The 12654-nt window shown below is 58.5% G+C and carries 12 protein-coding genes and 1 tRNA gene; 10 read left to right on the top strand and 3 right to left on the bottom strand.

The window, feature by feature from the left end:
- Nucleotides 1-19 precede the first annotated feature (19 nt).
- Both VE23_RS09375 and VE23_RS09370 read left to right on the top strand, forming a co-directional pair.
- The gene (locus VE23_RS09375) at nucleotides 20-367 is read left to right on the top strand and encodes a hypothetical protein (protein WP_021878854.1); all 348 of its coding nucleotides are present in this window, start codon (nucleotides 20-22) and stop codon (nucleotides 365-367) included.
- Complete coding sequence (locus tag VE23_RS09370) at nucleotides 364-705, top strand: hypothetical protein (RefSeq protein WP_021878855.1); 342 nt, start codon at nucleotides 364-366, stop codon at nucleotides 703-705. The genes VE23_RS09375 and VE23_RS09370 overlap by 4 nt, the downstream gene beginning before the upstream one ends.
- Nucleotides 706-792: 87 nt before the next feature.
- On the opposite strand, the gene VE23_RS09365 is transcribed toward VE23_RS09370, so the two are convergent.
- On the bottom strand, nucleotides 793-1707 hold the full coding sequence (locus tag VE23_RS09365) for a YihY/virulence factor BrkB family protein (protein WP_232312906.1): 915 nt from the start codon (nucleotides 1705-1707) through the stop codon (nucleotides 793-795).
- 269 nt (nucleotides 1708-1976) lie between these two features.
- On the opposite strand from VE23_RS09365, the gene VE23_RS09360 reads away from it, so the two are divergent.
- Nucleotides 1977-2918 (top strand): sugar-binding transcriptional regulator, encoded by a 942-nt coding sequence (locus VE23_RS09360; protein WP_048745339.1) that lies wholly within the window; start codon nucleotides 1977-1979, stop codon nucleotides 2916-2918.
- A 98-nt stretch (nucleotides 2919-3016) separates the two neighbouring features.
- On the opposite strand, the gene VE23_RS09355 is transcribed toward VE23_RS09360, so the two are convergent.
- Together VE23_RS09355 and VE23_RS09350 are read right to left on the bottom strand one after the other, a co-directional pair.
- Entirely contained in the window at nucleotides 3017-3442 is a 426-nt protein-coding gene (locus VE23_RS09355) for an EamA family transporter (RefSeq protein ID WP_049867837.1), read from the bottom strand.
- A 129-nt stretch (nucleotides 3443-3571) separates the two neighbouring features.
- Nucleotides 3572-3648, bottom strand: a tRNA-Arg gene (locus VE23_RS09350).
- A 203-nt stretch (nucleotides 3649-3851) separates the two neighbouring features.
- On the opposite strand from VE23_RS09350, the gene VE23_RS09345 reads away from it, so the two are divergent.
- The 7 genes from VE23_RS09345 (at nucleotide 3852) to lonB (ending at nucleotide 12648) form a co-directional block, all read left to right on the top strand.
- Nucleotides 3852-4805, top strand: coding sequence for a hypothetical protein (locus tag VE23_RS09345; protein WP_021878859.1), 954 nt, complete (start codon nucleotides 3852-3854; stop codon nucleotides 4803-4805).
- Between the two features lie 99 nt (nucleotides 4806-4904).
- Entirely contained in the window at nucleotides 4905-6206 is a 1302-nt protein-coding gene (gene tig, locus VE23_RS09340) for a trigger factor (protein ID WP_021878860.1), read from the top strand.
- Nucleotides 6207-6463: 257 nt separating this feature from the next.
- Entirely contained in the window at nucleotides 6464-7060 is a 597-nt protein-coding gene (clpP, locus tag VE23_RS09335; RefSeq protein ID WP_048745341.1) for an ATP-dependent Clp endopeptidase proteolytic subunit ClpP, read from the top strand.
- Between the two features lie 24 nt (nucleotides 7061-7084).
- Complete coding sequence (gene clpX, locus VE23_RS09330) at nucleotides 7085-8341, top strand: ATP-dependent protease ATP-binding subunit ClpX (protein WP_021878862.1); 1257 nt, start codon at nucleotides 7085-7087, stop codon at nucleotides 8339-8341.
- 129 nt (nucleotides 8342-8470) lie between these two features.
- Nucleotides 8471-9580 (top strand): flavodoxin-dependent (E)-4-hydroxy-3-methylbut-2-enyl-diphosphate synthase, encoded by a 1110-nt coding sequence (gene ispG / locus VE23_RS09325; protein WP_048745342.1) that lies wholly within the window; start codon nucleotides 8471-8473, stop codon nucleotides 9578-9580.
- A gap of 84 nt (nucleotides 9581-9664) precedes the next feature.
- Nucleotides 9665-10579 carry a DMT family transporter gene (locus tag VE23_RS09320; RefSeq protein WP_048745344.1) on the top strand — a complete coding sequence of 305 codons (915 nt, stop codon included), beginning with the start codon at nucleotides 9665-9667 and terminating at the stop codon, nucleotides 10577-10579.
- Nucleotides 10580-10932: 353 nt separating this feature from the next.
- Nucleotides 10933-12648 carry an ATP-dependent protease LonB gene (gene lonB / locus VE23_RS09310; RefSeq protein ID WP_048749591.1) on the top strand — a complete coding sequence of 572 codons (1716 nt, stop codon included), beginning with the start codon at nucleotides 10933-10935 and terminating at the stop codon, nucleotides 12646-12648.
- The last annotated feature ends 6 nt before the right edge of the window (nucleotides 12649-12654 follow it).

Raw genomic sequence — 12654 nt, 5'->3', positions numbered from 1 at the left:
GAAGGAGCTGTCGACATCTGTGAATGTCTATGAAGAAGAAGGGCAGCGCAAGACCTACTATGTCTCCGTCGGAGCCGGCCAGGTTTTGGAGGATGGGGAGGCGGCCTCCTATGAGCTGGAGATCGTCGCGAACGAGCATGAGCGCGACGGGCTGAAGGCGCTGTTCGCGGAGCTCTCGAGCATGGATGAGGCGGAAATGGCCCATTTCCACAGCAGCCCCTTCGGCTCCGCCAGCCTGGAGGAAATGAACCGGGGCTACGAGGGGCTGATCAAGCAGATCTATACCTTGATCTACCGGCTCGGCACCGAAGGGACGCGGAAGCATATCGAATCCATGAACATGGAGATCGGGGGACTCAAAGGGTGAATGTGATCGAAGCCAAGGTCGTCCGTTCCGTCGACAAGGAAGGAATCCCTTGCGGAGAGGTGCAGGTGAGCACCGACGATCCGCAGTGCGAGCAGGTTCTGGCGTACTTCAGCCTCTCCAGGGACGAGGACTACGACCTCGTCTCCATCGTGCGCAGCGACGCGGACCTGCTGACAGACTGGTTCGACAACAGCATGCATACCGCCTATGAAGAGATTACGATGCAGTGGTTCGAAAACGAAAACGGCAAGACCGACTGGGGCCGCCGCGAAACGTTCAAGCAGCAGGTTCTAAGCAGCGGACAGGTACGCTCCGAGCTCGGCAGGCTGCTCGGCTGATGGCATGCAAGACATCAACAGGGACGGCCGCCGAGCCTTTTCAATGGCTTGGCGGCCGTCCCTGTTGTTCTGTTCGCGGGGAGCCTTTTACATCGGAATCCGCTTGTCTTTCCCGTTCTTGCGGGTGAAGGGCAGATGCAGGCCGAATGTTTTCTGAGGTTTTTTTTGAATGCCGTCCTGGCCGAACTTCAAGGCCGCATTGATCTCGCCGCCGAGAATGATGATGATGGAGCTGAGGTACAGCCAGGTAAGAAGGACGATGACTCCGCCCAGGCTGCCGTACGTTTTGCTGTAGTTGCCGAATTGATTGACGTAGATCGAGAACAGGAGCGAGGTCGCGATCCAGCCGATCGTCGCGAAGACGGCGCCCGGCAGAACTTCGCGGAAGCAGAGCCGGCGGTTGGGCGTAATCCAGTACAGCAGGGTGAACACCATGATCATCGCGGCGAACGGGACGAGGTAGCTGACGATATTCCAGATCGGCTCGAACCCGCTCGGATAGTCGAGCAGCTGGAACAGGTATTCGCCGATCGTCTTTCCGAAGACGAGCATGAGCATGACGAGTATGATGACGACGGCGAGCACGATGGTCGCGATGATCGAGATGCCCCGGACTTTCCAGAAGGGGCGGTTCTCCTCCTCGTCGTAGGCTTTGTTGAGCCCTTTGATGACGGCATTGATGCCGTTCGAGGCCGCCCAGATGGTCGCGATCATCCCGATCGAGAGCAGAGCTCCGTTGCGGTTGCCGGACACTTCATGGATGATGTCGCGGACGGTATTGCCCCCGTCCTCCGGCATGAGCAGCAGCAATTGTTCGATGACATCGTCTCCGGACATATCCATGAAGCTGACGATGCTGACGATGAAGATCAAGAACGGGAAGAAGGCCAGCAGCAGGTAATAGGTAAGCTGGGCGCCCATGGCAGGCACTTCGTCATCCTGGAAGCGGCTGATCATGTTCTTGACGAAGTCCTTCAGATTGAATTTTTGTTTCATCGGCATAACAGGCCCCTCCGTTTTCAGTCTGTAAAATAGATACGGCACAAGCCTGCATTCTATGTCCTCCATGCAGATGTCCTTTGCCTGACAAGAGGCCGGCGGCGCTTGGCCTGCGCATTTGCATGTCTTTACCCCGGCGAGGGCAGGCAAAAACGATGAAACGCCGGCGTTTTTCAATGCGCGCCCGTTTCGCCAATCTTTCATTGCTTTTAATCGCTAAAGGATTCTATAATGGACAAAATGAAGCAGCGGCGCGAATACGGAGTGGTTCTATGTCGGAGAAAATAGAAAAAATGGTGGAAGCCGCGAGGCTGTATTATCAAATGGACTACAGCCAGCAGGATATCGCGCGTCTGCTCGGCGTATCCCGGCCGACCGTGTCGAGATTCCTGCAGCAGGCCAAGACGGAGGGCATCGTCCAGATCACGATTCACGATCCGCAGGAGAACCATGACCGGATTTGCCGGCGGCTGGAGGAGACATTCGGGCTTAACCGGGTCATTGTCGTCTCGACCCCGTCCCATGACGATGCCGTAGTGAAGAAATATATCGGCGAAGCGGCCGCCGCCCACCTCTACGAGATCGTCAAGGCCGGGGATACGATCGCCGTGACATGGGGAACGACGCTTTACGAGGTCGCCCAGAGGCTGCCGATGAAGAGCGTCAAGGATGTCCGCGTCGTCCAGCTGAACGGCGGGCTCAGTTATTCCGAGACGAATACATACGCCTCCGAGATCGTTCATTTATTCGGCGGGGCGTTCAATACGCCTCCCCATCTGCTGCCGCTTCCGGCCATCGTCGACGAGCCCTTCGTCCGCCGGGCGATTGAAGCGGACCGCCACATATCCAAGATTCTGGAGATCGGCAGGGAGGCCAACATCGCCGTGTTCACCGTCGGCGTGCCGACCGTCGATTCCGTGCTTGTCCAGGCCCAGTATTTGCGGCCGGAGGAGCTGGAGACCGTGCATCGAGCAGGCAAGGGGGATATCTGCTCCCGATTCATCGACATCGACGGGGACATCTGCAACGAGGAGCTGGATGCGCGCACGATCGGCATCCGCCTCGAAGAGCTCCGATCCAAGGAGCATTCCATTCTCGTTGCGGGCGGCATCAAAAAAGTCGAGGCGATGTACGCGGCTATGCGGGGGGGATATCCGAACACGGTGGTGACGGATTCCTTTACCGCCAGGCAGCTGCTCGAAATAGTCGGCTGAAGCGGCCTCGATTCCGTTCCGGAGGCAGGCGGAGTTCCGCGGGGCTGCACCGCGTCTTTCCAAAGCGGAAGATGCCGGTGCAGTTTTTTTGTTTTTTGCTATTTGAGCGAGGTCAAAATCGCCCCGGCCGCAATCAGGACGACTCCGACACCGTTCCAGAGCGTGAGCTTCTCTCCGAGAAACAGAACGGCGATGACGATCGCTAGCACGACGCTCAGCTTGTCGACGGGACCGACCTGCGCGACTTTGCCCACCTTCAGGGCGAGGAAGTAGAACAGCCAGGAGACAGCGCCGGCCGTTCCGCTGAGGGCGATGAAGCCGAGCGAGCGCTTGTGGGCGGCGATGTCGGCCAGCTGGCCGAATTTGCCCTGTACAGCGACGACCGCCAGCAGGAACAAGGCCATGACGACCGCGCGCAAGGCCGTGGCGCTGTTCGCGTCTATGTCTTGGAGCCCGATCTTGCCGAATACGGAGACGAGAGCGGCTGCTGCCGCGGAGAGCAGGGCGAGCGGGAGCCAGAGCATGGGCGTGCACCTCCAGGGTTGCCGATTAGACCGGCCTATATCTCTAGTGTGCGTGGGGAAGGAGAATCCATGCGCGGGCATAGAAAAAAGCCCCTTCTCGAAGAAGGGGCTTGGGTCGGATCAGGAAAATGGCGTCCCGGAAGGGATTCGAACCCCCGACCGTGCGCTTAGAAGGCGCATGCTCTATCCGACTGAGCTACCGGGACAACTGGGAAGCCGGACAGCTGATGCTGCGGACCTCGAAAAATGATACTTCCTGATACTACAGGAATAACTTGCATAAATCAAGCTTTTTGCGAACTGTTTTTTCAACCGGTTTCACAGAGGCGTCCCGCGGCCTTCCGAACGCTTGCAGCGGGCCTAAAGTTCTCCTTTTGAGTATGGCATGTTATAATTGACGCGTAATTTGGTGAATAATTGGCGTCAGAGACAACAAGGCGGTGGTACCATTACGACTTCCAACGATTTTCCCCGCGAGGAGAAAGAACATAATGTCTATCTGCTGCCCGGGACGCTCGATCACTATCAGGAGCAGCTGACGCGGATGCTCGAAGCCGAGCAGTATGGAGAGGCCAAGAGGCTGCTCCAGTTCCTGCTGCAGACGCGCGGCGAGCAGCGCAACTATGAGGAATGGGAAAATCTTCTGGCCTGGCTGGAAGCGGCATTTCCCGATACGGGGGACAGGGAGGAGGAGGATCCCGACGAGGAAGAGCTTCGCCAGGCTGCGCTGTCGGGCGGGGATCAGGACGAATCCTACGTGCAGCAGGTTCTGTATATCATGAAGAACCACCCGATGCTCGACCAGCAGCTGCTCGCGCTGGAGAGGGCGGCTCATTTGCGAAGCCCCGAGGTCGACGACTCGATTCTCGGCTGGCTGGAGGAAGAGAAGCTTCATCCCGTCGTCCAGTACAAGGCTCTGCAGTGCCTGAAGCGCAGAGGCGTGGCCGGGACCGTGCGGCTGGAGCGTCTCGGCGAGCGGGTCGAGCTGGAGATTGAACGCACCCCGCTCGCTCTGGAGGACTACCCCGTTCCGGTGCGGCGCATCGTGGAGAGGGTGGAGGGAGTCGCCGAGACGGCGGATCCGACGCTTCCGCATTTCGCCCGCGAGCTGTGGAAGGAGTGCCTGCAGTACCTTTACGGCAGCTCGGCCTACGAGCGCATGCTGAGCGAGGAAGAGGCCGCAGTCGACAGCCATGCGGCGGCGCTTCACCTTACCCTTCTGCTGGCTGTATACGGGTCCGCGGATGAGGATGAGATCAGGCATACATACGGCATTACCGGAGAGCTCCGATTCCGCTACGAGCAGGCTTGCCGCTCCCTGCGCCAAATAACGGATTTGCAGGAAGGATACGGCGAACGCTGACTTCTCTTGTAATCGATGGGCGGATTCATTATAATGGAGTGGTTTATTACACGTGTATATTCGGCGCAAGGCGCCTATTTTTTGGAGGGGACAGCATAAATGGCAGCTACTTGGGAGAAAATAGAAACGAACGTCGTCTCGATCGACGTTGAAGTCGGAGCGGAGCAGGTCAAGGACGCGCTCGACCAGGCATTCAAGAAAGTCGTAGGCCGCGTGAACGTTCCGGGCTTCCGCAAAGGCAAAGTACCGCGGGGCATGTTCGAATCCCGCTTCGGCGTGGAGAGCCTCTACCAGGACGCGATCGACATCCTGCTTCCGACGGCGTATGCCGATGCCCTCAAGGAAACGGGCGTAGAGCCGGTTGACCGTCCGGAGATCGACATCGAGCAGTTCGCCAAGGGCGAATCCTTCAAATTCAAGGCAAAAGTAACCGTCAAGCCCGAAGTGAAGCTTGGCGATTACAAAGGCGTCGAAGTTGCGGCGGCCGATGCCGAAGTAACCGAAGAAGAGCTGAGCGCGGAGCTGGATCGCCTCCAGCAGCGCCATGCCGAGCTCGTTGTCGTTGAAGAAGGCGCTGCCGAGAACGGCGACGTAACCGTCATCGATTTCGAAGGCTTCGTCGACGGAGAGGCTTTCGAAGGCGGACAAGCCGAGCGTTACACGCTCGAGCTGGGCTCCAACTCCTTCATCCCAGGCTTTGAGGAGCAGGTCGTCGGCATGGCGACGGGAGACTTCAAGGACGTCGAAGTGACTTTCCCCGAGGAGTACCATGCGGAGAACCTGGCCGGCAAGCCTGCCGTATTCAAGGTCAAGCTGCATGAAATCAAGCGCAAGAACCTGCCTGCCCTGGACGACGAGTTCGCCAAGGATGTGAGCGAGTTCGATACGCTGGACGAGTTCAAGCAGGATCTGTCCTCCAAGCTCAAGGAGCGCAAGCAGCAAGAGAGCGAGCAGGCTCGCGAGAACGCGCTCGTCGACAAGGTTGCCGAAGCTGCCGAAGTTGAAATTCCGGAAGCGATGATCAACAGCGAAGTGGACTTCCTGCTCCGCGACTTCGAGAACCGCATCCGCCAGCAAGGTCTCAACATGGACCTGTACTACCAGTTCTCCGGCCAGGACGAAGCCGCTCTGCGCGAGCAGATGCGCGCCGACGCCCAGAAGCGCGTCCTGAACAACCTGGTTCTGGATGCCATCGCCAAGCAGGAGAACATCGAGATCTCCGAGGACGAAGTCGGCGAAGAGCTCGAGAACCTGTCCAAATCCTACAACCGTCCGGCAGCCGAGCTGCGCGAGATCTTCGAGCGCAACGGCAACCTCGACAACATGAAGGAAGACCTGAAGCTTCGCAAGACGATCAAGTTCCTTCTTGACAACAGCAAAGTCGCAACCGAAGTCGCTTAAGAATTCCGCGTCCGAGGAAGCATCCCGTAAGGCACGTCATCCGCACGTGCCTTATTTTTACCACATAAGCTTTATGAGTGCCGCTTCGGCATGGATTGCGCTGCCGAAGGAATGGGGGAGTTCCCCCCTACATAAGATTCAACACAGCCGGAACTTTCGCGTTCATCCCCGTACTGCCTGCAAAAATGACAGGGGATGTCCGAACGTGATAAAATGGTCGTGTATCTGAATTCCACAATGGAAAGTAGGTTGGTCGCATGAATTTGGTCCCTATCGTAGTCGAACAGACAAACCGCGGTGAACGATCTTACGATATCTATTCCCGTCTCCTCAAGGACAGGATTATCTTTCTTGGCAGCGCCATCGACGATGACGTCGCCAATTCCATCATCGCCCAGCTGCTCTTCCTTGCGGCTGACGATCCGGAGAAGGATATCCACCTGTACATCAACTCGCCCGGCGGTTCGGTCACGGCCGGCATGGGTATTTATGATACAATGCAATTCATCAAGCCGGATGTTTCCACGATCTGCGTAGGCATGGCCGCCAGCATGGGGTCCCTGCTGCTGACCGCAGGAGCCAAGGGCAAGCGCTTCTCGCTTCCCAACAGCGAGGTCATGATCCATCAGCCGCTGGGCGGCGTTCGAGGCCAGGCCTCGGACATCAAGATCCACGCGGACTGGATTCTCAAGACCAAGCAGAAGCTGAACCAGATCTATGTCGACCGCACAGGACAGCCTTACGAGAAGATCGACCGGGATACGGACCGCGACAACTTCATGAGCGCGGACGAAGCCCAGGCATACGGTCTGATCGACAAGGTTATTGCCGTTCCGGAAGCCGGAGTTCTGTAACATCTTCCTCCAAGGGGTGATCAAGTGTTTAAATTCAACGAAGAAAAGGGCCAGCTCAAATGCTCGTTCTGCGGCAAGTCCCAGGATCAAGTACGCAAGCTGGTAGCCGGTCCCGGCGTTTATATATGCGATGAATGCATCGAGCTGTGCACCGAGATCGTCGAAGAAGAGCTCGGCCACGAAGAAGAGCTCGATCTGAAGGATATTCCGAAGCCGAAGGATATCCGCGGCATTCTGGACTCCTACGTCATCGGCCAGGAAGCCGCGAAGAAATCGCTGTCCGTAGCGGTATACAACCATTACAAGCGCGTCAATTCCCAGAACAAGCTGGAAGACGTGGAACTGCAGAAGAGCAACATCATGCTCGTCGGCCCTACAGGCTCCGGCAAGACGCTTCTGGCGCAGACGATGGCCAAGATCCTCAACGTTCCGTTCGCCATTGCCGACGCGACTTCCCTCACGGAAGCCGGCTATGTGGGCGAGGACGTCGAGAACATCCTTCTCAAGCTTATTCAGGCCGCCGATTACGATGTCGAGAAGGCCGAGCGCGGCATCATCTACATCGACGAAATCGATAAAGTGGCCCGCAAGTCCGAGAATCCATCCATTACCCGCGACGTGTCCGGCGAGGGCGTGCAGCAGGCGCTGCTCAAAATCCTCGAAGGCACCGTGGCATCCGTTCCTCCGCAGGGCGGACGCAAGCATCCGCATCAGGAATTCATCCAGATCGACACGACGAATATCCTGTTCATCTGCGGCGGCGCGTTCGACGGCCTGGAGCAGATCATCAAGCGCCGCATCGGCAAAAAAGTGATCGGCTTCAGCACCGGCGCGGACGGCACCAAAGACATGAAAGCCGGGGAATACCTTTCCCTCGTGCTGCCGGAAGATCTGCTGAAATTCGGCTTGATTCCGGAATTCGTCGGCCGGCTGCCGGTCATCTCGACGCTGGAGCCGCTTGACGAGCCGGCTCTGGTGCGCATTTTGTCCGAACCGAAGAACGCTCTCGTGAAGCAGTACCAGAAGCTTCTGGAGATGGACAATGTCAAGCTCGAGTTCGATGCAGGCGCCCTGGACGCCATCGCGAAGGAAGCGATCAAGCGCAACACAGGCGCTCGCGGCCTCCGCGCCATCATCGAGGGCATCATGCTGGAGATCATGTACGAAGCTCCTTCACGCGAGGAGATGAGCACCTGCGTCATCACGGAGAAGGTTGTCCAAGACCGGGTCATTCCGGAGCTGACCGCCAAAAAGGGCAAGAAAAAAGAAGAAAGCGCCTGAGTTGAAGGGACGAAACATCCTTCGATGACGGGCTTCAAGCCTTAACTCTCGTCATCGTTCCACCCTGCCGGACCTTTTTTCAGCGGTCCTCGCAGGGTGGACTTTGGCGTTTCATAGGGAGAGATCATAATGTATTCTCGCAAAGACACCGTGCCCGTCCGAGTAGGGGATCTGACGATCGGGGGCAGCAACGAAGTCATCATCCAGAGCATGTGCACGACCAAGACCGCGGATGTGGAAGCGACGGTAGCGGAGATACTCCGTCTGGAGGAAGCCGGCTGCCAGGTCGTCCGGGTTACGGTCAACAACAAGGAAGCGGCGGAAGCGATCAAGGAGATCAAGAGCCGCATCCATATTCCGCTCGTCGCCGACATTCACTTCGATTATCGGCTTGCCTTGCTGGCGATCGAGAACGGGGTGGACAAGGTCCGCATCAATCCCGGCAACATCGGCCGCCGCGAGAAAGTCGAAGCGGTCGTCAAAGCCTGCAAGGACAAGGGCATTCCGATTCGGATCGGTGTCAACGCAGGTTCCCTGGAAAACCATCTGCTGGAGAAGTACGGCTATCCGACTCCCGAAGCGATGGTAGAGAGCGCGCTCTTCCATATCGGCATTCTCGAAGAGCTCGATTTCCATGACATCATCGTGTCGCTCAAGGCATCCGACGTGCCGATGGCGATCGCGGCCTACAGCATGGCGGCCGAGAAGATCAAGTATCCGCTCCATCTGGGCATTACCGAGGCGGGGACGCTCCATTCCGGCACGATCAAGAGCTCGGCCGGCATCGGCGCCCTGCTCGCGATGGGCATCGGCAACACCGTGCGCATCTCGCTGAGCGCGGACCCGGTCGAAGAGGTCAAGGTCGCGCGCGAGCTGCTGAAGACATTCGGACTCATCACCAACGCGGCGACGCTCATCTCCTGTCCGACTTGCGGCCGGCTCGATATCGACTTGTTCTCCATCGCCAATGAAGTCGAGGAGTACATCTCCAAGATCAAGGTTCCGATCAAGGTGTCGGTGCTCGGCTGCGCCGTCAACGGTCCCGGCGAAGCTCGCGAAGCCGATATCGGCATCGCCGGCGCGCGCGGGGAAGGCATGCTGTTCCGGTATGGAGAGATGATCCGCAAAGTTCCCGAGCAGGAGCTGCTCTCGGAGCTCAAGAAGGAAATCGACGAAATCGTCCGCGTGTTCGAGGCGACGGGAGAAATTCCGGGGCGCAAGGAGCATCTGCCTGCGTAAGCCGCACGTAAAGACGTTCATGACCGGCCAGCCCTAGCGCTGCCGGTTTTTTTCATGGCCAGATTCAAGAGAGAAGGGTTGATCTTGAGCAAGCTTTCGAAGAGACAGACTGTCAGTTATCTGGCTTTTCTCATTCTCGTATGGGGCGTCAACTGGCCGCTGTCCAAGGCGGCCCTTCAATTCAGCCCCCCTCTCCTGTTCGCAGGACTGAGGACGCTGCTTGGGGGACTGATCCTGTGCGCCGTCGCAGCTCCCCGATGGAGACAGCTGCGGCTGAGGTCGAACGGGATCTATTATGCGGCAGCCGGCGTGCTCAACATTACGTTGTACTATGGGCTGCAGACGGTCGGCCTCCAATACATGCCGGCGGGCCTGTTTTCCGCGATCGTATTCCTGCAGCCGGTCCTTCTGGGAATCGCAGCCTGGCTATGGCTGGGCGAAGGCATGCACGGGTCCAAGCTGGCCGGCCTGCTGGTCGGCTTCGCCGGCGTGGCCGTCATCAGCGTCGGCAGCATCGGCTCCGGATTATCGCTCGAAGGCGTGCTGCTGGCGCTGGCCTCGGCGCTGAGCTGGTGCATCGGAACGGTCTACATGAAGCGGGTGGGAGGCCGGGTCGATATCGTATGGATGACCGCCATGCAGCTTCTGATCGGCAGCGTCCTTCTGTTCGCTTCCGGCGCAGCCGCATCGGAATCGTACGCCGCTATCCGCTGGACGGGAACTTTCTGGCTTGAGCTCGTCTTTATTTCTGTATTTGTCATCGCGCTCGGATGGCTGGCTTTCTTCACGCTGGTCGGTTCGGGGCAGGCGAGTACAGTCGGGGTATACACATTCCTCATTCCGGTCGTGGCCTTGATCGTCAGCGTGCTGTTCATGGGAGAGCAGGTGACAATGCGGCTTGTCGCGGGGCTTGTTCTCGTGCTGGCCAGCATCGTGCTCGTGAACCGGAGGACGGGGTCTGAAAAAGAAAAGACGGAATCGAAGCCGGCGGCGTCATAGCCGCAAGCGGAGCGCATGCTGGCAGGCATGCGCTTTTTGATGTTTTGCTTAAGCGGACCGCTGTCCGGCATGCTGCACGAAGCTGTGCCGGGCATTTGCATCGGACCGCTGTTCCGGCATGCTTCTCGAGTATCGGACCGCTGTTCCGGCATGCTCGAGAAGCTGCGTTTGTTGGATTCGTCGAAATTCCATCAAGGCATGGCCGTCGAAGCCGCAGAGGGATGCGAGGATGTGCAGGAGCTGCAATTCGGATTGAATCTAATTCGGAAAGTCGGATTTAAACCTGGCGCCGCAGGCAATACTATCCGGTATGGGTCTTTTATTCCGGAAACGCTTGAGAGGAGCGGGTAAGCATGACGTTAAGCTTGTTTTTGATGCTGGTTCAGGTATTTTTCGCTGTCGTAATCGGGGTCTACTTTTGGAATATGCTGCGCAGCCAGCGCACGAACCGGTCCGCCGTGGACAAGGAATCGCGCAAGGAAATGGATAAGCTCCGGAAGCTTCGCTCCATCTCGCTGACGAAACCGCTCGCGGAGAAGACGCGTCCGCAGACGATGCAGGACATCGTCGGGCAGCGCGACGGTCTTCGCGCGATGAAGGCGGCGCTCTGCAGCGCCAATCCTCAGCATGTCATCGTCTACGGTCCCCCGGGAGTCGGCAAGACGGCCGCAGCCCGGGTCGTGCTGGAGGAAGCGAAGAAAAATCCGACGTCCCCGTTTCTGGCGGAAGCGAAGTTCACGGAAATCGACGCCACGACGGCCCGCTTCGACGAGCGCGGAATCGCCGATCCTCTGATCGGCTCCGTGCATGATCCGATCTACCAGGGAGCCGGAGCGATGGGCGTGGCCGGCATTCCGCAGCCCAAGCCGGGCGCTGTGACGAAGGCGCATGGAGGCATGCTGTTCATCGACGAAATCGGGGAATTGCATCCCATCCAGATGAATAAACTGTTAAAGGTTCTGGAAGACCGCAAGGTGTACCTCGAGAGCGCCTACTACCACTCCGAGGATCCGAATATTCCGATGTATATCCATGACATTTTCCAAAACGGCCTGCCGGCCGACTTCCGTCTCGTCGGAGCGACGACCCGGTCTCCGCAGGATTTGCCGCCGGCGCTCCGTTCCCGCTGCATGGAGATTTACTTCCGGCCGCTGCTGCCGGAGGAGATCGCAGAAATCGCCGACAACGCGGTGAAGAAAATTGGCTTCGCCCCTTGCCCTGAGGCGGTGGATGTGGTCAAGCGCTATGCGACCAACGGCCGCGAAGCGGTCAACATCATCCAGCTTGCCGCCGGCCTTGCCTTGTCGGAAAAGCGGGAGGGCATCGGCGCAGCCGATATCGAGTGGGTCGTGAACAGCAGCCAGATCCCGCCGCGTCCGGACCGCAAGATCCCCGCCGCGCCTCAGGTCGGCTTCGTCAATGGCCTTGCCGTATACGGCCCCAATATGGGCACGCTGCTGGAAATCGAAGTGAGCGCGATTCCGGCCGCTTCCGGCAAAGGCTCCTTCACCATTACGGGTGTCGTCGACGAAGAAGAGCTTGGAGGCGGACAGCGGACGCTCCGGCGCAAGAGCATGGCCAAAGGCTCCGTGGAAAATGTCATCACGATGCTTCGCCGCATCGGCATGAGGCCGCATGACTTCGATCTCCACATCAACTTCCCGGGCGGCACGCCGATCGACGGACCGTCGGCGGGAATCGCCATGGCGACCGCGATCACATCCGCCATCCGCGGCATTCCGGTGGACCACCGGATCGCAATGACCGGGGAAGTGGGAATCCACGGCAACGTCAAGCCCGTCGGCGGCGTGCTGGCCAAGGTGGAGGCCGCCTTCCAGGCCGGTGCCGACACGGTCTATATTCCGAAGGACAATTGGCAAGAAATTTTCGCGGGCTTGAACGGTCTGCGTGTCATTCCGGTCGATCGGGTGGAGGAAGTATTCCAGACGGTCTTCCCGCAAGGATTCATGGCGGAGGAAGCCGTGGAGGACATTTCCGAGCCGGCAACGATCAGCGATTTGTTCCTGACGCCGCAGGTGCCCTATTTGCAGGCGGATTCTCGGGAATGATACAAT

Origin of the sequence: Paenibacillus sp. D9, assembly GCF_001188365.1 — a bacterium.
Taxonomy (GTDB): domain Bacteria; phylum Bacillota; class Bacilli; order Paenibacillales; family Paenibacillaceae; genus Paenibacillus_O; species Paenibacillus_O humicus.
The sequence above is the reverse complement of the archived record's forward strand: the minus strand, read 5'-3'. Positions and strand labels throughout refer to the sequence as shown.

Coding starts and splice junctions, on each gene's coding strand:
- VE23_RS09365 (WP_232312906.1), bottom strand. CDS start 1,707: ATGCCGATGAAACAAAAATTCAATCTGAAGGACTTCGTCAAGAACATG.
- VE23_RS09360 (WP_048745339.1), top strand. CDS start 1,977: ATGTCGGAGAAAATAGAAAAAATGGTGGAAGCCGCGAGGCTGTATTAT.
- VE23_RS09355 (WP_049867837.1), bottom strand. CDS start 3,442: ATGCTCTGGCTCCCGCTCGCCCTGCTCTCCGCGGCAGCAGCCGCTCTC.
- tig (WP_021878860.1), top strand. CDS start 4,905: ATGGCAGCTACTTGGGAGAAAATAGAAACGAACGTCGTCTCGATCGAC.
- clpP (WP_048745341.1), top strand. CDS start 6,464: ATGAATTTGGTCCCTATCGTAGTCGAACAGACAAACCGCGGTGAACGA.
- ispG (WP_048745342.1), top strand. CDS start 8,471: ATGTATTCTCGCAAAGACACCGTGCCCGTCCGAGTAGGGGATCTGACG.
- lonB (WP_048749591.1), top strand. CDS start 10,933: ATGACGTTAAGCTTGTTTTTGATGCTGGTTCAGGTATTTTTCGCTGTC.